Origin of the sequence: Marinobacterium sp. xm-m-383, from assembly GCF_013283255.1 — a bacterium.
Lineage (GTDB): Bacteria > Pseudomonadota > Gammaproteobacteria > Pseudomonadales > Balneatricaceae > Marinobacterium_E.
In genome coordinates this window covers 70,599-93,784 of the sequence record NZ_WBYT01000002.1, presented here as the reverse complement: position 1 = coordinate 93,784, position 23,186 = coordinate 70,599, and the positions used below count along the sequence as shown (strand labels likewise).

Sequence of the window (23,186 nt, the reverse complement as noted above, 5' to 3'; positions counted from 1 at the left end):
TCAAACTTCCTCTCGCTTAGTCATGACTAACAATGCTCCAAGGAGTGCGATAAGCGCGGCGATCATTAGGGAAAGCTCATAACCACTGGCGCCTTTGGCAAGCTGAATCTCTAAGCCTTTAGGACGCGTAGGTGGAACTGATTTTGAATCCAGACCATCTGCCATGGGGCGAACTGGCGTTACATCAACCGCGACTAAACTTGTGTACTGACTTACAAGGTGATGTTCAAGGGCTAATTCCAGTACCTCTTCACGCACTCGTTTACGTTCAACGCCTTTAAACGCTGCACGCTGCCATTGAGCAATCATCTTTCTCGCCCAATCCACACCGATACCCGCCTGGTGACCTACAGAGTCTATAACCGCTGTTTGTTTCCATTCTGTATCACCTAAACGACCCGTAATTAAAATGCGTTTTACGCCTCGATCCATTTTCATAGCGACTGTTAATGGTTCGCCTGCATAGAGATCAGGAATGACATTTGGCGTAATGTCGGACACTCCGTAACCCATCACCTTAATATTCGTAAGCGCTGGCTTAGAGATCTTTTCAAACAGAGCTTTCATAGCCTGTTCTGCAAAGTTGAGATCGGCGATATAGGTATACGTACCTCGACCGACACGTGCTGACTCTTCCATGAAGTAGGTATTGGGAGCGCTGCCTATTCCAACGGTGAACAGTCGGCGACTTCCTAGTTCTCTATTGATCTTGGCAAACAACTGAGCTTCGTTAGACACGCTGCCATCAGTAATAAATATCACTTGTTGTAAACGATCAGCTTCACCTGGCATGTTGAGAGCCATATCCAGTGCAGGCTCCATCTCAGTGCCGTCTCGCGCTTCAAGGTTGCGAATAAACTTACGAGCGTTACTCAATGAGTAGCCATAAGCCTCTTGTGGGCGTGCAAACAACGAGTAACTGTTTGTATTGAACTCAATGATGTTGAAGGTATCGTCTTTACTCAGACCATTTACGCCAGCCATCAGGGCATCACGGGCTGCAACGATCGATTGTCCAGACATGGATCCAGAAGTATCAATCACAAAGATCACTTCTCGTGGTGGTACTTTCCATCCATCTACTGTTGGCGGAACTAGTGTCAAAAGACCATAGTCACCTTTAGATGTTGACTCACTGAAAAACGAAGCGGTTGGTTTCACTGAATCAATTGGCTTCCAACGAAGAACAAAATCCTGATCTGCTCTTACATCCTGATCCACCAATGAAACGACCTGAGTTCCATCGGTTTTACCTTGTATGGAAACGTTGTGGTGAAGACTTTCTATTTCAGAAAGTTGGAAACCAGGTTTAAGAACGACTTCAATACTGGTTGAGTTATCTGGAGTGTTATCAGCCTCTTCCAATGGAATTGCTTGTGGGCGCTCCTTGGGAAGAAGTGACCAACCATCGTTTAATTCCACCGTAGACGATACTTCAAACTTAGCGGGTGTATTGACCGAATATCTAGGCGTAATCGTCAAAGGAAATCGGATAGAGAACTCACCATCCCGCCACTCAATGCTCTGCTGGTACTCAAGCGTAATGGTCACATAACCATGTGGAGGGATATTAGCTACTGACGTACTGAATATGTTTGGTCGATCTTGCTCAACTAGAGCAGCCTGTTTACCTTCGCTTTTCGCCTTCTCGTAGGTGGCTTTAGCCTCTTCCCGCTCTTTGATTTGACCTTCGATGATACGGTCCCCCACCGTCATCTTCATTTGGTCTACCGCAGCATCGTGCGGCAACGGGAAGAGGTAAAGCGCTTCTATCCAGGAGGCAGCTGGATTCTTAAAATGCTGAACGATTGTTGTTCGAGCGATCTGTCCAGTCACTTCTGAGTGAATCTCAGAATTAAGAAGAGGAATATCTTCCAACTCTCCTTGTTCATTTCTCGAGATTAAAGTTCCTCGTGTGATATCTTTGAGTGATACAGGCTCAGCAGATGCAAACGCCTGAAATGAATAAACCAACGCCATGATTGCGAACATTCGTGGTTTGTAGATTCTGTTAATTAGTGAACTCATTTCACTGTCCTCAGCTTTTGTTAAGTGAGGTTAGGATCTACTACTCATATGAGTGGAGTTTGAAGTGAATGTGAAGTTTCAAACTTTTTTAGGTTTTTATTAGAGGATTTAGCTTGCACGTTTTACTTGTTGAAGATGAACCAGCCATTGCGGAAACGGTTGTCTATTCGCTTCAGTCGGAGAATATTGAATGCGAATGGGTATCGACAGGACAAGCGGCATTGGAATCCATTCAAAAACAAACTCCTGCTCTTATTTTGCTCGATATTGGTTTGCCCGATCGAAATGGGTTTGACCTGTTTAGAGGCATTAGAGAGATATCCAACACATCCATTGTATTTCTAACTTCACGACATTCAGAGATCGATCAAGTTCTTGGACTTGAGCTCGGCGCTGATGATTACATTACAAAGCCTTTTAGCCCTAGAGTGCTCTCTGCAAAAGTAAGAGCCCTTCTCAGAAGGGTTGAGCAGACTGGTAATGTCTCACCAGAAACGACCGAGTTTTTTACTCATGACAAAGAGGCGTCTCGAATAAGAGTAAAGGGTCAGACGCTAGACCTAAGCCGATATGAATACGGTGTTCTGGCGCTATTAATAAGTCACCCTGAGCGTATTTACTCCAGAGAGCAATTGATGGATATCGTATGGCAGAGACCCGAAGAGAGCTACGATAGAACGATAGACACCCATATAAAAACCATTCGTCAAAAGATCAAAAACGTGGATAGCTCACTAAACCCAATCAAGACGCGACGTGGCTTGGGATACTGCTTTGAGGTTCCGAAACAATGAAGATACGTACTCGCTTATTAGCCGTTTTTGTAGCGTTTATATTCACGTCGTTACTAGGCTATGTTTACCTGATCGAGGGGGAGATTCGACCAAGGTATCTCGAAGCAACCGAGGAAGCGCTTGTCGACTTTTCTGAAATGTTTGCCGCAGTTGTTAGTGAAAGTGCAGTAACAACTGATGATAAAGGCAATATCATCATTGACCCTCAAATGATTGAAAGAGCTTTCAACGCACTTCCAAACCGCAAGCTCGATGCACTAATCTACGATTTAGAAAAGACCCAAGTCGATACACGAGTTTATGTCACCGACGTAAAAGGCACGGTAATCTTTGATTCCGACAATAGTCGTGATGTGGGTGAAGACTACTCCCAATGGCGAGACGTCAACAGAACACTTAATGGTGAATATGGTGCACGAGCCACCTGGGGTGACCCCATTTATCCAGATGGAGACACTCTTTTCATTGCCCGTCCTATTCTTTCTAAAGGCGATATTATCGGTGTTATCTCTATCGGCAAGCCAACACGTAATGTCGATCAATTCATAGATAATCTAAGTCAAAACCTATGGTTTACAGGCATTGCTGTGGCCATCTTTCTTGCTTACATAGGTTTTACTCTTAACCTGTGGATCACTAAACCACTGGATGAAATTCAACAATACGCGCTTGCCGTGAGTCGCGGTGAAAAGGCCGCTCCCCCTGAAACGGGTGATAACGAAGTGGGCGACGTTGCTAAGTCCCTTGAATCAATGCGGGCTGCTTTAGATGGTAAAACGTACATAGAAGAGTATGTACAGACGCTTACCCATGAGATCAAAGCCCCCGTGGCAGGCATACGTGGCGCATCTGAACTTCTGAAGGAGGATCTACCAGCTGAAACACGTGATCGTTTTCTAGATAACATCGTAAGCCAAACAGAGCGTATCCAGGGACTCATTGAACGCCTTCTCGATCTAGCAGAACTTGAGAATGCCAACGCACTCAAAACTGTTGAAAAGATCAATCTCAATGAATTATTAAGTAACGTTTTAGAGAGCCTATCAACCTATGCTAAAACTCACGAAGTATCGATTACCGCTATCGGCAATGATCTTTCCATAAAGGGCGATCCTTTCCTCATAGAGCAGGCACTGAGCAACCTAGTAAAGAACGCCATAGAGCATGCTGACTCGGGTACCGACGTTCAGATATCCGTTTCCAAACATGACAATGAAGTCGATATTTCTGTTTCAAACATTGGTCCCGCCATACCCGATTTTGCCTTGGCAAAAATCTTTGATCGGTTTTTTTCGCTACCCAATAGAGCGGGACAAAAAGGGACCGGTATTGGCCTAAGCTTTGTAAAAGAGATCGTCGAACTTCATGAAGGAAAGATCGCTGTCAACTCCAACTCAGAAAGCACTACTTTCACACTGATTCTTTAGGGTGCGATTAGCTTTAGAACACTAAACTTTCTTATCTGTTAGTTGATATGGCTCGTATTAGCTTTCAACTGAATACAGGACACAAACTAATAAAAGCTGAATTACCTACACGACCATACACCTAGCTCTCACGTATCCATCTAAGAACCTTTACATACAAGCGTCTACACAGAACGTGTTTTGACGTACACGAAAGCACACATAACCTTGTGTTGTAACTATTAGTGAGAAGATGGTGGGTATCTATTGATGATTCGTTTTACGGATAACCGTAAATCCATGACCTGAGTTAGAACGTTTTATTGTGCAATATGGATGTTGCTTTGCGTAATCAGAAGCGGCACTAAAACTTTCAAATACTTGATGATCTTCATTGTTATTAGAACTAGCATCTGGGAGTTCTTCAACAGGTACTAAGCCATTTGGACCAGCCTGGTAAACTTGTGTTTGGGTTCGTCCATTGAGTCTTCGGTTTTCTGTGAGTCTATGTACGACGTAAAAATTATCTCCTCCATGATCACATCCTCCTTTTAAAGATGCGAGACAAGCAGTTATGCTGTTTTTGCCTGCACCAAAGCACTTAGTTGCATTGCCACACTCAGTACATACAGCCCTGGTCGTGTCGTATCTACCCGCCTTGTGCCTCTCCCATATTGTTTGGACGATATTGCATTTTACATAGTGCATATTCACAACATTTAAGTTGGTTGATCTTAAGGTCTTCAATTAGATAAGAGCAGATAAGTGGACCATCCTCAAGTATTTGATGCCATTTGTTGTAAACCAAGCTTAATCTTAAAATTCTCAAATTTTGTTTAGAGGTATTACCTTCTGTCCCTGTTTAACTAGCAGGCATACCCCCCCTAGTTGTATTTATCCAGGGGGCTCATTTCCCTAAGTCCGGTTCTTGAGGATGGAATCTAACAACTAGGGGACAAGCCCATGAGTAAATATACAAACCAAGAACAGCAGGTCATCAATGCTGCGTTACACGTCATACACAACAAGCTCAGCAAAGAGAATGGCCTAGCATTACCAGTAGAGATGCAGAACTATCTGCGGATCAGGCTGGCATGTGACAAGGACGAATGGCTTTGCGCCATGTTCATGAACAATCAGTACAGAATGATCGGCTTCCAGAGGCTCTTTAGAGGCCCTGTGAGCGTATCTAGTGTCATGCTAAGAGTGATTGCTCGTAAGGCGCTAGAACTAAATGCTGGGGCTGTAGTGCTGTGTCAGAATCATGTAGAAGGTGACGTAGTACCTAGAGATGAAGATCGAGTGTTAACAAGTAAAGTCAGAGATGCACTGGCGTTGTTTGGAATACAGCTACTAGATCACATCTTCGTATCTAGGAAGGATTCGTACTCGTTAGCGGAGTATGAGTTGTTGTAACGAACAAACCCAGCTGAGGAGGCTACGGCTGGGTTATTTCTAACTTTAAATCATTTCCATGTATAACGAACAAATGCCGAAGCAGTAGTATTACGATCAATACCATCAACGTTTATTGGGTCAATCTGACCGAAACTCACTCCAGCAGAAATTGTCTCACTTATTGTTTTTGTTACTTGAATCGAGGTGTGATTGTAATCAAAGCCAACATCAGAAATTTCTGGAAAATGTTGAAATTCTAGGTCTGCTACCCACCCGTCAGAAAATTCATGATTTACACCCAACTTATAGATTAAATGTCTACCATGAATAGAGGCCTTACTGCCGCTAGATTTATTTCTAGCATCCAGTGTGTAGTCCATATACCCGATACCGTAGTGCAGGTCACTGTTTCCACTTATCTCAAATCTAGACTGTATCGATGCTTCATAAGATATCTGACTGTATTCTGAGGTTGTCTCATCCGCAGCAACAGAATAAACATACCCTTGAAGATACACTTGCTCCGACACTGACATTGAAACTTTGAAATAAGGGCCATACCAAACGCGATCCTCTGAACCCACCCTACCTGCATCTATATGCGAGTAGCCAGCCTCCAGAAAGTTATATCGAGCATCGTTAACAGCTTCTGCTTTAGCATTGAGTGAAATTATCGCAAATACTAAGAAAAGTGTTTTGATCATTTTATTAGCTCTCTTCGACTCAGTATGAATATCTGAAATAAACAGCAGTGAAGTTCAGGTCACCACCAGTTGCCTTATAGTTACGCTGACGCAAACCAACCTTCACATCGTCAAGCACTGGATATGACAGATCAAACTCATGTGAAGAATCACTTGTCCAAAATGTGCCATTCAGATCATTAATTGCAGTGTACTGTCCTGAGATTGTAAAACCGTTCTCTGCAACATAGCGAAGCCCTAAGGTCCCTTCTAATGCAGTCCCTTCAGGTTTTTGATTTGAGTAACTAGAGTTCACACATCCCGATATACAATTAAATTTAGAAAATGAGCTGTTATACCCTGCGCCAATAAACGCTTCTGCGTTGTCGTTAAGCGGGAATAGCTTGTAGATATCAAAGAGAAAAGAATGGGTTGTAAACTCTTCATGCTCGCCTGGATCTCGCCAATCTGCATAAGTTGTGTTGTATTCCAAATTCCCAATAACATCATCCGTGAGCTCTTTTGATAGCTTTAAATGATAGGTCTTGTTGTAAAATTTAGATGTATGCCCGGCATAACCTAGGTCAACATAATCATCGGATGCTATTACAGCATTTGAAGTGGCAGCGATTGCAAGCGCCAAAAAGATAGGAGTTTGTTTCATTTAGGAATTCCAAATAGCTTCCAGTAAGTATATCAAGGTGGATTTATGTATTCATCCTCACTATTTAGAAAAATCATACCTAGCTACCGCGCTTCGCTTGCTGGATACCTTCACAAGCACCATTAGAAATAGTGCATGTTCGGCATCAGATATTTTACTCCCTAGTTTAATGAACAGGACCTAGGCGATGTTTTTGATTTCTTCAAGATAGATGGCATAGCCATAAGAGCGTTCTCAGCCTCTGCCGAGGCTTCGTCATCTTTACCCCTTAGTCTTTTGCTTGCGGAACATCGAAGCACTTCGCTTCGCTTGGGTGCTTCTAGTTCCGACGCAACGACACGGGGTAAATCTGACCACTCGGTTTAGGAGGGTTATGATTTGGTTGTCATATCCTTCCAGATTGCTGCAACCCTCTTAAATTCATAAGGCGGTATGAACATGTAAGGATTTAGCATGTAAGTGCCTGGCTTGGGTTGCTTCAGTACTCCTAGTTCCTGAAGTTTGGCTCCGTTTCTGTTCTCACTCATCCTAGTTCTAATGCTCTTATGCAGCTCGTTATCTTTGTTTTTATCTAGAACGATTAGATTAGGATTATCCACTCGTCGCTTTTTATAGTGGTTAATAATAGTTTGGTTAACTAGGATGTCTTTAAGCTCCGCTATCAGGCCAACCTGTGTTGGTGATAGTTTGCTTAAAACTCTAATGGCATCAATGGCTACATCTTCAGGAAAGTCCTTCGTTGCTTTGCCATTCCCTATAACTAGGAAGGGAGGTACCTTTTCATTTTTCTTTTTGTTAACTAGGATCTCGTAGTGTTCGTTTGAGTTTAGATCTCCTAGTTTCTGATCAAGTTCAATCATGCTGGTCATAAATAAATTCCTATAATTTCAATAGATTTTGATCCTAAAAATCGATAATTATTAAAGGTTAAAACTATATTAAGTATCTGTTTTATAAGTGTTTTTATATATTATTTTAAATAATATATAAGGGTTCGTTATCCAGAAGGTGTTGGCCGGGGAGTGGAGTGACAGCAATTTCCAGCTTCTGTTTCGCAAAAAAGTTAACTGGAATTTGCCGTCACTCGTGTCACCCTCATTCGATCAAGCGGTATTGATCATCGAATTGAATGCCCTGGTAACCGCGATCTTTGTTAGATCTGTATGGGCTCACCTGGCCTTTCATGTTGGTATCGAAGTACCAAGCAATGCGTTTGCTAAAGCCTTGTTTGGTTTCTGGGTGTTTAAGGTTGGTCTCGCACCATTGTTGGTAATATTCAAAAAGCTGTTTGGTCGTTAGCTTCTGGCCGGGTACTGACTTGGTGTTTTCTTGAAGGAATTCAGAAATTGAATCCAGGTCACGTCTGTAGTTGTCACGCTCATCAAGTACCTTTTTAGGGGTCTGAATACCGTTTTTACGCCAGTCAGCAAGTCCAGCAAGCGCCCAGTTAAGGATACCTGGTAGTTCGTCTTTGAGCTTCACAAGGAGGTTTTTATCCTTTTGTGAGTCAGGCACTACATGCCCGAATTCAATAAAGCGGAATCGACGCCAAAAACCCTCATCATTAATGTTGCCGTATGGCTTATCATTGCCGTACATCACTACCTTTGCGGTAGATTTGAACGTGATTGGATTGCCACGAAGGAACCTGCCAGTAATCTCTTCATCACCAGAGATTGATTTCAGCATCTGTGCATTGAAGGTTTCGTTATCGTTGGTTTCATCTGTAATAGCTAGTCGTGCACCAGCTAGCGATGCTAGGCTTGCATGAGCGCCTAGGTTTAGTGCACTGCTTTTCTTCTGCATGAAACTATCAGATGAAACTTTAACGCCGTAGGTTCCTAGCAGTGATTTTACCAAGTCGATAAAGGTTGATTTGCCGTTAGCGCCTGTTCCATAGAAGTAGTAGATCTCCTGTTCTTTTGTGCTAGCGGTTAGGAAGTACCCAACAAGGCGTTGAAGGTACTTGATCATATCCTGATCACTCTGCATCGAGGTATCCAGGAAGCTTTCCCATAGCGGGCATTTAGCGTTTGGATCGTATGTTGTACCCAATGACTTCATGACTAAGTCGCTTGCTAGTGCTGGTCGAACTGACCCTGCTCCAATATCAAATACCGAGTCTTGAATGCCGATGAGGTTATGATTTGCGTTTAGCTTTTTTACACCCTTTGCTGTTCTGATTTGGACGACCTTCAATACAGCATTCACCTTGCTTTGGTTCATTTGGCTCTTAAGCCAAGTAGGCTCACCTGCCTCAATCTCTGGGTATTCACCGTGGAAAATATCGAGAATGATTTGGTAGTAGAAGTCCCAAACTAGGTTTGCTGCATCTTCAGCTTCATGCCATACCCCGTTCTGGAAAACTTTCCACTCCTTGCGAGTGGTATCAAACAGAATGTTGTCCTTATGCTTTGCTACAAGTAGCTCGGCAATGATTATGTTGTGTTCCCCGTCAAGAAGCTTTTCAGTGATCTGGTCAGTGTTTACTCCAGTTGTTGGAGCTACTTCTAGGATGCTAGTTGTGTTTAGAGAGTTCATTACGCTGCCTCCTGATCACGAAGGGCGATACGAGAGTCAATCCACTCTTCTAGTTCTGATTGAAGCCATGCGCTTGAGCGCTCGCCTAGTTTGATTGGTTTTGGGAATGCGCCTTGTTGAGCAAGGGCGTAGATGTATGAACGTGATAGGCCGGTAGTGGCGATTACGTCTTTAAGCTTTAGTAGTTTAGGCATGATATGCACCTTTTCCTTTTTAAGTTGCGCCGTCATTCGGCGTAGGTGCATTACAAATTTTTAGAGGGTTTGCTCCCTCACAGGTGAGGGAAGAGGATTCCCCAGGTGGGGAAATTCCTAATTAGTTCTTCTGAGTCTCCAGATACTTCATCGCATCAACTAGAAGACGTTCATCGACTTTGCTGAGACGGTAATTGTTAATGTCTAGCTCATTGGCTAGCTCCAACAAAAGCTCTTTGATTTGGCTCTTGTTTGGACTTCCGCCTGATGCGTATTTAGGGCTTTTAGCTAGGTGGTGCATTAGTAGCCCGATTACTTTTAGAGCAGTATCGCTTGGTTTCTTGGTTGTAGTGGTGGTCTCGGATTTTGATGCGGTTAGCTTGGCTGCAATATCGCTTTCAAGTACAAAAACATCTTCAATATTAAGGTCTTCGTTCAATTCCGTTTCTGTAATCCAGCGCAGCTCACCGCCATGGTAATTTGATCTAGCCGTTGACTTCATTGCCAGATCAGCATCCAACTGGGCAACAAGCAAATCAAACGGTGAAAAATTGCCATTGAGAAGCAGGGAGGCAATGCACTTGTAGTCCAACTGGAAGGGGTGGCCAATTTTAAGATGAATTGTCTTGGATATAGATCCCTGGTCATTATCGTAATCAATTACTGGGGCCCAGAACTGATTCTGCATTCCTAAGTTCTCTATCTGGGCCAGCTCAAAGATTATTGATCCTGGCTTTTTAGATGGGTGAAATAAGCGAAGCTCTTCGGCCATACCGGCCCGCAGAAGCTCTTGCTGGGTTAATTTAAGATTTGCTGCCGCTTCAGTAAAAGTGACCAGATCAAGCAGGCTGATGCCCATAAACTTACTCCGCTTAGTTAATTATGCCTTAGAAAGCCGTGCAATTAGCTCTATTGTTGTTTTGCTTTGCCTAGTGTCTTACGCAAGCTGTTTGAGCGAATATAAATAATCGGCCCACTCTTGCATCATCTTTGTTCGCTCTGGCATGTACTCTGCTTTGTTATAAACAGCTCTAATCCTATCTTTTGGTGCATGCGCTAGCTGCATTTCAATGACATCTGGATTGTAACCTAGCTCGTTGAGTTGTGTGCTGGCGGTATGCCTTATGCCATGCGAAGTAATGAACCCTCTTCCAAACTGCTCGCCAGTATTAGGGTTTATCAACCTAGTGATTGCTACGTTAAGGGTGTTCTCCGTCATAGGCTGCTTATTGTTATTAATGCTTATGGAGCTCATGAACACATACTCAAACCTGCCTGTGAGCTTTTGCATATCCTTTAGGATACTAATCGCCTGCTTAGACAATGGAACCTTATGCTCTCGATCAGTCTTCATCTCTTCTGGTGGAAATGTAATTAGCTTGTTCGCAAAGTCGACATACTTCCATCTCAAGAACCTGATGTTGTGAGGGCGCAAGAAAACTAGGGACATAAATTGTAGTCCCTTCTTAACAGCGTAGTCTCCAGTATGGGTATCGATCGCCTTCAGGAATAGCGCCACATCCTCTACTTTTGTTAAGTGGGCAAAGTTCCTAGTTTCCTTAACTTTCGGCAGTGTGCGTCTAACAGTATCAGCTGGATTGTTTTCAATTAACTGTAGACCGATCATGTAATCAAATGTCTGACGGCAGTAAATCGCTAAACGTTGGGCTGTCTCACGTTTACCAGATTCAGCGATGGGTTTAAGTAACTGACTCAGATCCTGGGCTGTGATTTGAGTAGCGTCTTTTTTATCTAAGACAGGGAAGAGATACTTCTCCATTCGACCTATACGCTTAGAATAGGTAGACCCCCTTAGATCTAGAGTCTTCATTTGCTCATGTGAGTAATAGCTGAAGCAATTTTTATCCGGTGTAGCGTCTTTTGGATTAATGCCCTTAGCAACTAGCGCATGTGCTTTCTCATGCTCTTCTCTAGCTTCTGCGAGTGACATGGCAGGATAGGTACCAAAGGTGATTGTCTTCCGGCTACCGTCTATTTTTGCGTCATAACGAAAGGACTTTGTTCCGGTCTTGGTAACGTAGACATACAAGCCGCCCCCATCAGTGACCTTATACCCCTTCTCCTGGGGCTTTAGGTTCTTGACCTTTGCATCTGATAAAACACGCTTCACTTTTGTTGTCCTGTACCGTCTGATACCGTAAACGATACCGTTTTTTATACGGTATTTCAATGGATCTTACAGGTCGCCAGAAGACGTAAAATTACTATAAGTTATTGTTATTAATACTATATTGGACTTTATAGGATATCTGTTCGTAATCGCCTCGAGGCACCATTCTTTAAGGCTTGCATACTCTGCAGGCCTTTTTTGTTTCTGAGCGATAACAGCACTCTTATTGGCCAAGCTACTAATCACTCAACAACTCAATAACGTCAGCCACTGATTGAGCAATCTCTTCTGACGTTGCAGGTTCTTTCCCCAGCAAGGTATGGGCCGCCCTGTTTAGTTTTCGAATTTGATCAACTGTCTCTTCAGATTGATCACCATCCATGACTCTTTGTTTGAGTTTGCTTGTCGGGATATCACTGGCTGTGATGGTGGTGATATCAGTTGAGTTTAATCCGCCCAATAACCTATGAAGCTGGCCACGATTTTTTAGCCCTAACTCCTTAACAAGCTGATCGACAGCCTCCTGCTTGGCGGCACCTGTTTTGTGTGCTTTATTTTTCTTGGCTTTCTCTTGGTGGTGTTCAGGCTTTTCTTTCCCTTTCTCTGCAACAGCAATGGGGGAAGTTGTCCATAATGAGATAGACAGAAGCGAGGCTAAAACTTTACGAGTAATCATAACAATCTCCAATTTGTAAATGACTTAAGGGTAGTCGCAAATTCCCATATGACAATGAATCACCCATTTACACATTAGAAAGGTCTCATCAATTCATTGCCGCTGATAGCACAGCCAAGATGTGTTAGCCTCTATCCAAATATTGGATCAATGATTTGTTATGACACGTTTTTTAGCTTTGCTTTCTGTGCTGTTACTTGCTGGCTGTGCCACCTCTCCTCCCCGTAATGTGGAGAACGCCTGTTATATTTTTAATGAGAAGCCTGATTGGTACAAAGCGTCTATGGCAGCGGAAGATAAATGGGGGCTTCCAATGCAGGTGCAGTTGGCGATTATGCGTCAGGAGTCGAGCTTTAAGCACGATGCTGCCCCTCCACGTGATACCTTTTTAGGCGTACCTATGTGGTGGCGCATATCCTCAGCTTATGGTTATGCGCAAGCTAAAGACTCCACGTGGGATTGGTATAAAAGTAAAACGGGTAGATTCTGGGCGAGTCGCGAGAACTATGCCGATGCGGTCGATTTTATGGGCTGGTATGCCAGTATTTCCCAGCGCACTCTAGGTATTTCTAAATGGGATGCTTACAACCAATACCTTGCCTACCATGAAGGCCATGGGGGCTGGAAAAAGCAGACCTATAACAAAAAGGCTTGGTTAATCGGCGTGGCAAAAAAAGTCGATGCCAATGCGAGAATGTATGGCAGTCAACTTCAAGGTTGCCGCGACAGTCTCAAATCATCTTGGTGGCCGTTCTAGGCCACGTATACTAAAACCTTATCCCAAGGTTTCGATCTGAAGAATTCTCGTTCACGTAGACCAATGCATGAATGAGAAAACGTTAAGCACCGCCTCACCCGTACCCAAAAGTAGAACCTCACGCTTATTAAGCATGGGTGGTTTGGCCACCAAATTAGCTGGCAACGTTTTAACTGAAGGCTCTAAACGCTGGATGAAAGGTGAAGCACCTTCGTTAAACGAGTTGGTTTTAACCCCCAAGAACATGAGCGATGTCGCCGATAAGCTAGCGCGTATGCGTGGCGCTGCGATGAAACTCGGCCAACTGTTATCTATGGATGCCGGCACCCTGTTGCCGCCTGAACTGGCTGCTGTCTTAGCCAGGCTTCAATCACAGGGTGTCATCATGCCAAAAACCCAGCTGATTAATACGCTTGAAAATAGTTGGGGCAGCGATTGGATGGATCGATTTAACTACTTTTCATTCGATCCAATAGCCGCCGCCTCAATTGGCCAGGTCCACAAAGCACGAACTCTGGATGATCAAGAGTTGGCGGTCAAAATCCAATACCCTGGTGTCGCGCAGAGTATCGATAGCGACATCGATAATGTCATTTCACTTCTAAGGTTAAGCGGTTTATTACCCAAAGAGTTGGAGATAGAAGACTTGGTTGATGAAGCAAGGCGCCAGCTTCATTTAGAGGCTGATTACCATGCAGAATCCCGTCATTTAAAAGAATTTACCAGCAAGATAAGTGATTTTCGTATCAACAATGACCTTCTAATGCCAACTCATTTTCCCGAGTTATCGGAAACGAACATCATGGCCATGAGCTACTTAAACGGAGTTGGGGTTGAACAATGGCTAAACGCTCACCCAGAGAGCTCAAGTCATATCATGGGGCTCATGCTGGAACTGTTTTTTACTGAGCTACTCCAGATGCATTTAATGCAAACCGACCCCAACCCTGCCAATTTCCATGTATGCCCAGACACCGGGAAGCTGATTCTGTTCGATTTTGGTGCGGTAAGGGCGTTTAATCCACAGTTTGTTAGCCGCTATAAACAAGCAATAGATCAAGCTGTGGATCAAAATCGAGCGGGCCTTGAAGAGGCTTTAGAGGTGCTAGGATTTTTCAAAAATGGTACCGATGTGGCAAACAAAGCCGCGGTAATCAACATTTTCACCATTGCTGCCGAACCTCTAAGGTCAGACGAGGCGTACCATTTTGGCAAAAGTGATATTGCTAAGCGAATACATGAAATAGGTATGAGTGTCAGCAAAGATCCAGACGCCTGGCATACCCCGCCTGCTGATGTTCTGTTCTTACATCGAAAAATGACAGGGCTTTATTTGATGGCTGCAAAACACAACGCAGTGGTTGATACGCGGTCTATATACCAACAGGTAGGCGCTAACCCCTCACTGGCTCTCTAATTCTTGAATTTTTTTATAGGCGGCCTCGGCCTTAGTGGTAAGTTGTGAGTACCCCTCAATATCGCCCTTTCGCTGCAGTTGCATTGCTTGTTCTGTGAGCTCTGCATACTCTTTCTTTAACTGTTTCAGTGGATCTTTTTTAAATAAACCAAACATCGTTACCTCCTAATTTTTGAAGTCTACGCAACAGACATTCGATAGGTTTGGTATTAATATCCATTGCTCTTATGTTTCAACGGTGATGCCACGCAATGTCCAAATCAGCTTCCACAATCAAAGCCGTTCCTACCAATATCATTACGGGATTTTTGGGTGCCGGCAAAACCTCTGCAATTAGTCATCTGTTGCAAAACAAACCGAAGCACGAACGTTGGGCTGTTTTGGTCAACGAGTTTGGTGAGATCGGTATCGATGGAAGCTTGATGCAAGGTCAATATTCTGAAGATCAGGGTGTCTTTATTAGGGAGGTACCCGGCGGTTGTATGTGTTGCGCCGCAGGCTTGCCAATGCAGATAGCGCTAAACATGCTACTGGCAAAATCAAAGCCAGACAGATTGTTGATAGAGCCCACAGGCTTAGGCCACCCTAAGGAGGTACTAGAAGTCCTTTCCAGCGAGCACTACCAAGAGGTCTTGTCGATTCAAAAGATCATAACTTTAGTGGATGCGCGCCAGCTTCATGATGCACGTTACACCAACCATGACACGTTTAATCAGCAATTAGCGATCGCCGATATCGTCATAGGCAATAAACAAGATCTTTACGCGGAAGATGATAAGCAGCGTCTACGATGCTATTTGAGTGAGCATTTTTCGCCCACCAAACAACTCTTGTTTACCGAACACGGAAAGATCGATACAAACTTACTGACGGGCAGCACCAATGCTAAAGCAGGTCATGCCCATCACCACCATTCAGGCACGTCTGTTCTTGCAAGCGACCAACCTCTACCTGATACAGGATTTCTTAAAGCTGAAAACCAGGGCGATGGATTCCTAAGTGTTGGATGGCGCTTTGATCAACACTTTCTGTTTGATCGCTCAAAACTCTATCTCTTTCTATCGGGTTTAGAGGTGGAGCGCATGAAGGCGGTGTTTATCACAACCGAAGGTGTGTTTGGTTACAACTTAGCCGATGGATCGCTAAAAGAGCTCACTCTGAGTGAGTGTGAAGAGAGTCGCATTGAAATTATTGCCGTGAGTCTTGAAGATCAGTGGGAAACACAAATTTTACACTGTGCCGTGAATAGTGATTGACCTGATTTACCCTGTTGGCCGTAAACGGTTGAAAGGAGATTATTATGAGTAACCATGCACCACTTCCCTGCCGAGGCTGTTTACCAAACTGCCCAAACCTTAAAACTTGTAACGGAAAACCTTGGACAGTACAAAAGCCAAACACAACGAAACCGCATTAATTCCCTATGGTAAAAGCAATAACTACGCTGCTGCTAAGCGTTTTTATAGTTGGCTGTAGCTCCCAAGATTGGCGAACCGCCAAACGGGATAGCGCTAACATTGCTCCGATACCCAGTGAGCACCCTGAAGCGGTCATTCAGGTATACGGTGCCGATCTTTTCGGTGTTCGTGGGTACTTTGCGGTCCACACCTGGATTTCTACTAAACAAAAGGGTGCACAAGATTACACGGTGTATGATGTTGTGGGATGGAGAACAGGTCGCGGCTTACCTGCGCTACAAATTAAACAGGATATCCCGGATCGTTACTGGTACAACTCCAAACCGGAGCTTCTGTTGGATATCCGTGGCGAAGAGGCCGAACGGCTAATTCCTAAAATTGATGCAGCCGCTAAGCGCTACCCTTGGGCCAATGAGTACACTCTATTTCCCGGACCGAACAGCAACACCTTCCCCGCATGGATTGGAAAACAGGTTCCAGAACTTGGTTTAAAAATGCCCTTTAAAGCTTTTGGTTCTGGATACGCTGAATAAAAACCATTGTGTAACAAAAATTTAACACAGAACTGTTGATCCTCGACTAACCTTAAGGACGTAACTGTCTGAAATAATTAAAAAAGAGGTAGATATGATTTCAGTATCGGTAGGTCGTGGACTGATTCAATCCACAGAAAAACTAGCTCAATATGAGTTAACACAAGAGAAACTTCAAAAGTCAGCCATCAAAGATGTGGGCAAACACAACTGGTTTGAACGCATAGTACTAGGCATAAAGCACTAAAAAGCCGGGCTCTGCCCGGCTTATCTTAAACTAAGTAAGTAATTACTTAGCTTTCACTTCCGTAATAGAAACGGTGTTGCTCATTTCAGAGCTGATCATCAACCAACCTGTATTGGCATCACGTGAGATGAATGACAGACCTTCCGGTGATACGTTATCCATCGCATTGTTGATGAACTGAACGTAGCTCGGAGATTCTGGGTTCGTCACATCATAAACAAAGATACCACCGGTACGCTCTTGGCCAATGAAAGCGTAATGACGGTCGTTTAGTGTGCCTACAGTCACTGACTCAGGCTCGCCGCCCTTATCATCAGAACGGTCATCCATCTGATATTTGCCATCTTCTAACTGACCGTTGAAGTCATTTGGACGAAGTTCAGCCATTTTCTTAGCAAACTGATTTGCGCTATCCCAAACCATTTCGCCATCTGCACTCCAAACAGTGAATGAACGGCCACCGTAAGAGAAGATCTGGTCGATATCACCATCGCGGTCAATGTCGCCCATAGAGGTCGTCGTTTTAAGACGGCCAAGTACTTTTTTATCCTGAAGCTCTGCTGCATTTGGGTAAGCCGTAGGATCTAGCTTCAGGTCAGCGACACGAACCTCTTCACTGTAACCGTCGTAGTCACGTGAATCACCTTCGTTTGCAGAAAGAATGTACGTTTTGCCATTTGCTGTCATTGAAGCAATAGCGTCCGGCATATACATGCCCATTACAGGGTAAGTGGTGATGTTGATCTTGCCATCTTTGTTGCTGGCATCGATCGCGTTTTCTGGCTTGCTGTGATCTTTGAAGCCAAGTCCAACAACCTCAGTAATTTCAGCAGAGGCAAGATCTACAATAGCAAAGGCGTTGTTCTCTTGAAGTGCTACCCATGCTGTTTTTGAATCGCTAGAGATCGCTACATACTCTGGCTCAACATCCTGTTGGAAAGAGGCATTAGGACCAAAGACGCGAACGCCATTCACACCTTCTGCGAACGCATCGAAGTTTGCGTTACGAGCAGTCCAAGTTTGCGTATCAGTTACCGTTACTGAACCAACAGGGTCAACCGTGTACTCATCATTCGGCTCACCTTCGTTTGCAGCTACAAGGTAACGACCGTCAGGTGAAAACGTCACCATATCAGGTAGAGCGCCAGCTTCAATCACATTGCCGTTTAGACCAGCCAGTTTTGCTGGCTTACCATCAAGATCAAACAGAACGATTGAACCATTAGCTTGCTTGTTTTTAGCTTCCACAGCGACTGCAACCACATCACCAAAGGTAGTGACTGAGTTAGGTCCACCGCCGTACTGGCTAAGATCAATAAAACCTGCATCTGATAGCGCGCCAGATTTTGCGACGTTTAGCATGCGAATGCCGTTTGAGTCAGCATTAGTAACGTAGATACGGCTTGCTTTAGAGCTAAATGCAGAGATCTCTGTACAGCTTTCTTTCTCAACACACTTCTCAGTTTCAGTGAAAAAACCGATCTGTTTTACGTTTAATTCAGATGCCAATGCTTGACCCGCAGTAGCAAACGCAACGGACGCAATGGCTAGTTTCAGTGAGGTAAGTTTCATGTTGTTGTCCCTTCATTAATCAAAAGATCCAATCAATATGCAGGTTGAAGGTGACAAAATTATGGCCAGTAAATGACGCTTATATTGCAAGAAAATAAGCACCTGACAGTATAAAGTGCATACTTTCGGCGCTGAGTTAAAGAGGCGATACTCCATTGCACATTAACGGTTAAACGAGAACTCATTCCGTTAACTCGTTCAAAATACAATTCCTGTAACAAATAAGTTTTAATATTCTTAACTTAAACAAAGGTCGCGACTTTGAAAAAGTATTTTGAATTACTTCTAATTTTCTTTCGTTTAGGAATCACCTCTTTTGGTGGACCGGTTGCGCATATTGGTTTCTTTCGAGAAGAGTTTGTGCAAAGACGCCAATGGTTTTCTGAAGAGCAATACGCCGATAAAGTAGCTCTGTGCCAACTCATTCCTGGGCCGGCATCCAGTCAAATTGGCCTGTTAATTGGGTTTGAGCGTGGTGGTTATATAGGCGCTTTTTTGGCTTGGCTAGGTTTCACACTACCGTCGGCTATACTGTTGGGGACTCTAGGGATCTCGCTCATTCACTTCAGCGAGATCATTCCGCAGACCGTTTTTATTCTGCTTAAATCTGTTGCACTGGCCGTTGTTCTTCACGCTGTGATTGGTATGGGGAAAACGTTTTGCACAGGGCTTCTCGAAAGATCCCTGATGCTATCGACAACAGCCTTAATGCTATTCGTTTCAGCACCTTGGACGGCTCCCCTTGCCATTATATTGGCCGCAAATGTGTTTTTATTGGGTAGTAATAAAGAGGTAACCACTCAACACATTCCATCCAAAATAGCTTGGGATCAGTCAGTTGTTTGGTTAGTTCTATTTGTCGTTGGGCTAATAGGTTTACCTCTAGCGGCTAACCTTTTCCCAGAGCTCACTGTCCTATCCGATTTTTATCGCAGCGGTGCACTGGTGTTTGGTGGTGGGCATGTGGTGCTCCCTCTACTTGCAGACTCATTTGTAGCAACCGATAGGATGCAGAAAGAGGTATTTCTAGCGGGTTATGCTGCAGCACAAGCGGTTCCAGGCCCACTATTTACCTTTGCCAGCTACATCGGTGGATCGGTGTATGGCAACTTTGCTGGTGCGTTAATCGCCACTCTTGCCATTTTTGCCCCGGCCGTAATCATTCTGTTTGGCGTCTATCCCATCTGGAAATACATTCAACACAAACCCGAAGTTCGCTTAGCCGTTTCTGGGGCTAATGCAGCTGTCGTTGGGCTGCTACTTTCAGTTTTCTTATCAATGAGCGTTACAACAATCGATTCTATTTTGGCAGGGAGTGTGTTCATTGCCTTTTACACTCTTATTGCTGCCTTCAAATGGGCACCTTGGCTCCTTGTATTAGCGTCGGTGCCACTTGGGTATATTATCGAGGTGTTAGCGACTGGCTAAACACTCTGTGAACTCATCCACCAAACCCTGCATCTGATAGCGAGCCAGATTTTGCGACGTTTAGCATGCGAATGCTTGACCCGCAGTAGCAAATGCAACGGACGCAATGGCCAATTTAAGTAACGTAAGTTTCATGTCGTGGTCCCTTCATTAATCAAAAGATCCAATCTATATGCAGTTTGAAGGTGACAAAATTATGGACAGTAAATGACGTTCAGATTTCAATTTAGTGAATACTTCTTTCGTAAAGAAATCGTCAAAGATTAATCATTTTTTTGTAATAAAAAACTCAGATATTAGGCGGACACATAAAACCACCTAATTGAGGTTTAAAATGAAAAACGATATGCCTTCTTTTAACGAATGGGATGATATGCAGCAGCCTGAACGTGCAGCTGATACTGGATTTGACGCGGTCATGTCGCGCCGCTATTTCCTGCGTGGTGCAGCTATGTTGGGTGCATCGGCACTTGTCATGAGCGCTGGTGTCATGCCTTCCATCGCAACAGCCGCTAGCCGAGCAGGATTTAAGTTCAATCCAATTGCAGCAAGCACTGCAGACACTATTTCTATTCCAGATGGATTTGTCTCCCAGGTTGTTGTTCGTTGGGGTGATACCCTTAACTCATCGACGCCAGAGTTTGACCACAACACACGTGGCACAGCAGCTGTTCAAGCCGAGGCTGTGGGCGATAACAATGATGGTATGGACATGTTCGTTGTAGATGGTCGCAATGTCTTAGTCTTCAACAACGAATACACTAACCGCAATATCATCTTTGGTAACCGCGCATCAGAGCTTCCCGAAACTGACGACGACGTCAATAAAGGAAAGATGGCACACGGATTGACCTTTGTTGAGTTGAAAGAGATTAACGGCCAATGGGTGATTGTTAAAGATAGTCCTCTTAACCGCCGCATCACGCCAGACAGTGCGTTTGAGGTTGTTGGTCCTGCTCGCGGAAGCGATCTACTTAAGACATCGTCGGATGCATCAGGTACTCGCATTCTGGGTACATTCAATAACTGTGGTAACGGCAAAACACCTTGGGGCACATACCTAGCCTGTGAAGAGAACTTCAATGGTTATTTCTCATCTTCAGAAGGTGAGAACTACCAACAGACAGATGCTGAAAAACGCTACGGCATTGCCAAAGGTGGTAAAGACTGGGGTTATGCTTGGGCACAAACAGATGCTCGCTTTGATGTTTCTAAAGAGCCAAACGAGCCAAACCGTCACGGCTGGGTCGTTGAAGTTGACCCAGCGGGTCGCCAGCAACCTGTAAAATTGACAGCTCTTGGACGTTTCAAGCATGAGAATGCTGAGTGTGTGATCGCCAAAGATGGCAAAGCCGTTGTCTACCTGGGTGATGATGAACGTGGTGAATACCTATACCGTTTCGTCAGTAAAAACAGCTACAACCCACAAGGCGATAACAGCACACTACTTCACGAAGGCGAGCTATTCGTAGCGAAATTTAATGATGACGGAACAGGTGAGTGGTTAAACCTTAAAGATGCAGGCATGAGTGCTGATGAGACGCTTGTCTTTGCTCGTATGGCAGCCAGCAAAGTAGGTGCTACCACGATGGATCGTCCAGAGTGGGTTGCTGCTAATCCTCATAAAGTTGAAGCCTATGTTGCTCTGACAAACAACAAGTACCGTGGCGAAAAAGAGAATCAACCTCTAAATGCTGCAAACCCACGTGTTAAAAACCCTTATGGTCAGATCGTCCGTTGGACGCCTGCTAATGAAGATCATGCGGCCGATACGTTTAACTGGGATATGTTTGCAATGGCGGGCAACCCAACTCAGCACTCTGATCTAATGGCCGGTTCTGACAATATCAATGAAGCCAACATGTTTAACAGCCCTGACGGACTTAAATTCGACTCTGCCGGTAATCTTTGGATTCAAACCGACGGTAACTACTCTAACGACAAAGGGTTTGCTGGTATGGGTAACAACCAGATGTTGATGGGTGATCCTGAAACGGGAGAAATTCATCGTTTCTTAGTCGGCCCCAAAGAGTGTGAAATTACGGGTCTAACTTGGAGTGCTGATCGCAAAACCATGTTTGTCGGTGTGCAGCACCCTGGCGAAAAAGGGAACAGTCACTGGCCGGAAGGTGGTAATGCCGTACCACGCAGCTCGATTGTTGCAATAAAGCGCACTGATGGCGGCCTGATCGGCTAATTTCGCAACATTTATCGACAAAAGGCCTCAATAGAGGCCTTTTTTATGCTTATTTTTGGGGGGGGCTAATATCAGCGTTTTGCTAAACACTCCGTAAACTCATCGACCAAGCCCTGCATGAAGTTGACGTAAGCGCCTTGAGCAAGGGTAACATCACCTGCGAGTGGATCTAATTCACCAACATGAACATCAAATCCACGCGTGATCGAGTCGATCAATGCAGGTCTGAACTGTGGCTCTTTGAAAACACAAGAGACGCCACTGTGCTCTAATTTTTCGCGCAGTTCAGCGAGGTGTTTGGCACCGGGTTTAAGTTCGGGGCTTACCGTGAAGTAACCAACTTGGTTTAAGTCAAAGTGATTAACGAAACCGTCATAAGCATCGTGAAAAACCAAAAATCGGTTTTCATGAACAGGTTCCAGTTGCGCTTTTGCCTTGCTTTCAAACTGTTCCAATGACGCTAGAAAAGCAGCCTCGTTCTCTTTAATTGTAGAGGCTTGTTTAGGGAAATGCTGCTGCAGTTCTACAGATAGTTCCTCAGTAAAATGCTCGACAGCCTCAATATCTAGCCAAGGGTGAAGGCCGGCATGATCGTGGCCCTCATGTTCATCATGTCCGTGACTTTCGTGGCTTTCGTGATCATCATGATCTTTGTGATGTGCTTTATCATGGTCATGATCTTTGTGCTCTTCATGATTCTCTTCATGGTCATGCTCGCCTTCATCATGACCTGCTTGCACATTAAGCATCGCCATGTGCTCGACCTTAGAGGCCTTAATCACTTGTTCAAGATAGGGCTCTATCTCGGGGCCAACCCAAATCAATAGATCCGCGTTGTTCAAGCGCTTACGATCGGAAGGGCGAAGTGCAAAATCGTGTGGTGATGCTCCATCAGGTAGCAGTGTATCGACCTGAGCAACGTCAGCTAAAAGTTCTGAAGCGATCAAGGTTAGCGGTTTAACGCTTGCTATAACGGTATCGGCGTGAAGTTGAGTCGATGCCAATAAAAGAGAGGTCGCAATAGAGGCGGTAAATTTATGTGTCATTGGGTACAATGCCTATAAACCAGAAAATGTATTGTTATAATATAACAATAATTGAG

22 protein-coding genes are annotated in these 23,186 nt (G+C 44.3%); 10 read left to right on the top strand and 12 right to left on the bottom strand.

Translation table 11 applies throughout. From position 1 onward, the window contains the following. Complete coding sequence (locus XMM383_RS04010) at positions 1-2,028, bottom strand: marine proteobacterial sortase target protein (RefSeq protein WP_173494568.1); 2,028 nt, start codon at positions 2,026-2,028, stop codon at positions 1-3. A gap of 113 nt (positions 2,029-2,141) precedes the next feature. Between XMM383_RS04010 and creB the strand changes: the two genes are divergently transcribed. The 3 genes from creB to XMM383_RS03995 all read left to right on the top strand — a co-directional run bounded on the left by creB (position 2,142) and on the right by XMM383_RS03995 (position 5,644). Continuing rightward, the gene (creB, locus tag XMM383_RS04005; protein WP_217363586.1) at positions 2,142-2,822 is read left to right on the top strand and encodes a two-component system response regulator CreB; all 681 of its coding nucleotides are present in this window, start codon (positions 2,142-2,144) and stop codon (positions 2,820-2,822) included. Next, the gene (gene creC / locus XMM383_RS04000; RefSeq protein WP_173494567.1) at positions 2,819-4,249 is read left to right on the top strand and encodes a two-component system sensor histidine kinase CreC; all 1,431 of its coding nucleotides are present in this window, start codon (positions 2,819-2,821) and stop codon (positions 4,247-4,249) included. The genes creB and creC overlap by 4 nt, the downstream gene beginning before the upstream one ends. Positions 4,250-5,191: 942 nt before the next feature. Then, complete coding sequence (locus XMM383_RS03995) at positions 5,192-5,644, top strand: JAB domain-containing protein (RefSeq protein ID WP_173494566.1); 453 nt, start codon at positions 5,192-5,194, stop codon at positions 5,642-5,644. Positions 5,645-5,694: 50 nt separating this feature from the next. Here the strand turns inward: XMM383_RS03995 and XMM383_RS03990 are convergent, their stop codons facing one another. The 8 genes from XMM383_RS03990 to XMM383_RS03955 form a co-directional block, all read right to left on the bottom strand. Further along, positions 5,695-6,330 carry an outer membrane beta-barrel protein gene (locus XMM383_RS03990; protein WP_173494565.1) on the bottom strand — a complete coding sequence of 212 codons (636 nt, stop codon included), beginning with the start codon at positions 6,328-6,330 and terminating at the stop codon, positions 5,695-5,697. A gap of 19 nt (positions 6,331-6,349) precedes the next feature. Then, on the bottom strand, positions 6,350-6,973 hold the full coding sequence (locus XMM383_RS03985; RefSeq protein WP_173494564.1) for a hypothetical protein: 624 nt from the start codon (positions 6,971-6,973) through the stop codon (positions 6,350-6,352). 371 nt (positions 6,974-7,344) lie between these two features. After that, positions 7,345-7,842, bottom strand: coding sequence for a hypothetical protein (locus tag XMM383_RS03980; RefSeq protein WP_173494563.1), 498 nt, complete (start codon positions 7,840-7,842; stop codon positions 7,345-7,347). Positions 7,843-8,068: 226 nt separating this feature from the next. Beyond that, positions 8,069-9,514, bottom strand: coding sequence for a phage/plasmid primase, P4 family (locus XMM383_RS03975; protein WP_173494562.1), 1,446 nt, complete (start codon positions 9,512-9,514; stop codon positions 8,069-8,071). Beyond that, positions 9,514-9,708: an AlpA family transcriptional regulator gene (locus XMM383_RS03970; RefSeq protein WP_173494561.1), complete on the bottom strand. Its 195-nt coding sequence runs from the start codon at positions 9,706-9,708 to the stop codon at positions 9,514-9,516. Before XMM383_RS03970 ends, XMM383_RS03975 begins: the two co-directional genes overlap by 1 nt. 121 nt (positions 9,709-9,829) lie before the next feature. Then, a complete protein-coding gene (locus XMM383_RS03965) occupies positions 9,830-10,567 on the bottom strand; it encodes a hypothetical protein (protein ID WP_173494560.1) in 738 nt (245 codons plus the stop codon). Positions 10,568-10,645: 78 nt separating this feature from the next. Continuing rightward, the gene (locus XMM383_RS03960; protein WP_173494559.1) at positions 10,646-11,839 is read right to left on the bottom strand and encodes an integrase arm-type DNA-binding domain-containing protein; all 1,194 of its coding nucleotides are present in this window, start codon (positions 11,837-11,839) and stop codon (positions 10,646-10,648) included. A gap of 238 nt (positions 11,840-12,077) precedes the next feature. Continuing rightward, entirely contained in the window at positions 12,078-12,515 is a 438-nt protein-coding gene (locus XMM383_RS03955; RefSeq protein ID WP_173494558.1) for a hypothetical protein, read from the bottom strand. A 160-nt stretch (positions 12,516-12,675) separates the two neighbouring features. Between XMM383_RS03955 and XMM383_RS03950 the strand changes: the two genes are divergently transcribed. After that, positions 12,676-13,272 (top strand): transglycosylase SLT domain-containing protein, encoded by a 597-nt coding sequence (locus XMM383_RS03950; RefSeq protein WP_173494557.1) that lies wholly within the window; start codon positions 12,676-12,678, stop codon positions 13,270-13,272. Between the two features lie 67 nt (positions 13,273-13,339). Continuing rightward, complete coding sequence (locus tag XMM383_RS03945; protein WP_173494556.1) at positions 13,340-14,689, top strand: AarF/ABC1/UbiB kinase family protein; 1,350 nt, start codon at positions 13,340-13,342, stop codon at positions 14,687-14,689. On the opposite strand, the gene XMM383_RS03940 is transcribed toward XMM383_RS03945, so the two are convergent. Beyond that, positions 14,675-14,845 carry a DUF6435 family protein gene (locus XMM383_RS03940; RefSeq protein ID WP_173494555.1) on the bottom strand — a complete coding sequence of 57 codons (171 nt, stop codon included), beginning with the start codon at positions 14,843-14,845 and terminating at the stop codon, positions 14,675-14,677. The two genes, XMM383_RS03945 and XMM383_RS03940, sit on opposite strands and share 15 nt — an antisense overlap. Before the next feature lie 95 nt (positions 14,846-14,940). Here XMM383_RS03940 and XMM383_RS03935 point away from each other — a divergent pair, with 95 nt between their 5' ends. From XMM383_RS03935 to XMM383_RS03925, 3 genes are all read left to right on the top strand, one after another. After that, the gene (locus XMM383_RS03935; protein WP_173494554.1) at positions 14,941-15,945 is read left to right on the top strand and encodes a GTP-binding protein; all 1,005 of its coding nucleotides are present in this window, start codon (positions 14,941-14,943) and stop codon (positions 15,943-15,945) included. Positions 15,946-16,112: 167 nt separating this feature from the next. Further along, on the top strand, positions 16,113-16,640 hold the full coding sequence (locus XMM383_RS03930) for a DUF3750 domain-containing protein (protein WP_173494553.1): 528 nt from the start codon (positions 16,113-16,115) through the stop codon (positions 16,638-16,640). Between the two features lie 94 nt (positions 16,641-16,734). Next, positions 16,735-16,887 carry a hypothetical protein gene (locus XMM383_RS03925; protein WP_173494552.1) on the top strand — a complete coding sequence of 51 codons (153 nt, stop codon included), beginning with the start codon at positions 16,735-16,737 and terminating at the stop codon, positions 16,885-16,887. 42 nt (positions 16,888-16,929) lie between these two features. Here the strand turns inward: XMM383_RS03925 and XMM383_RS03920 are convergent, their stop codons facing one another. After that, a complete protein-coding gene (locus XMM383_RS03920; RefSeq protein WP_173494551.1) occupies positions 16,930-18,459 on the bottom strand; it encodes a choice-of-anchor I family protein in 1,530 nt (509 codons plus the stop codon). A gap of 261 nt (positions 18,460-18,720) precedes the next feature. Here XMM383_RS03920 and chrA point away from each other — a divergent pair, with 261 nt between their 5' ends. Beyond that, positions 18,721-19,887: a chromate efflux transporter gene (gene chrA, locus XMM383_RS03915; protein ID WP_173494550.1), complete on the top strand. Its 1,167-nt coding sequence runs from the start codon at positions 18,721-18,723 to the stop codon at positions 19,885-19,887. Between the two features lie 346 nt (positions 19,888-20,233). Beyond that, on the top strand, positions 20,234-22,084 hold the full coding sequence (locus XMM383_RS03910; RefSeq protein ID WP_254443073.1) for a PhoX family phosphatase: 1,851 nt from the start codon (positions 20,234-20,236) through the stop codon (positions 22,082-22,084). 71 nt (positions 22,085-22,155) lie between these two features. Here XMM383_RS03910 and znuA read toward each other — a convergent pair whose 3' ends face one another. Continuing rightward, entirely contained in the window at positions 22,156-23,130 is a 975-nt protein-coding gene (gene znuA / locus XMM383_RS03905; protein WP_173494548.1) for a zinc ABC transporter substrate-binding protein ZnuA, read from the bottom strand. Positions 23,131-23,186 lie beyond the last annotated feature (56 nt).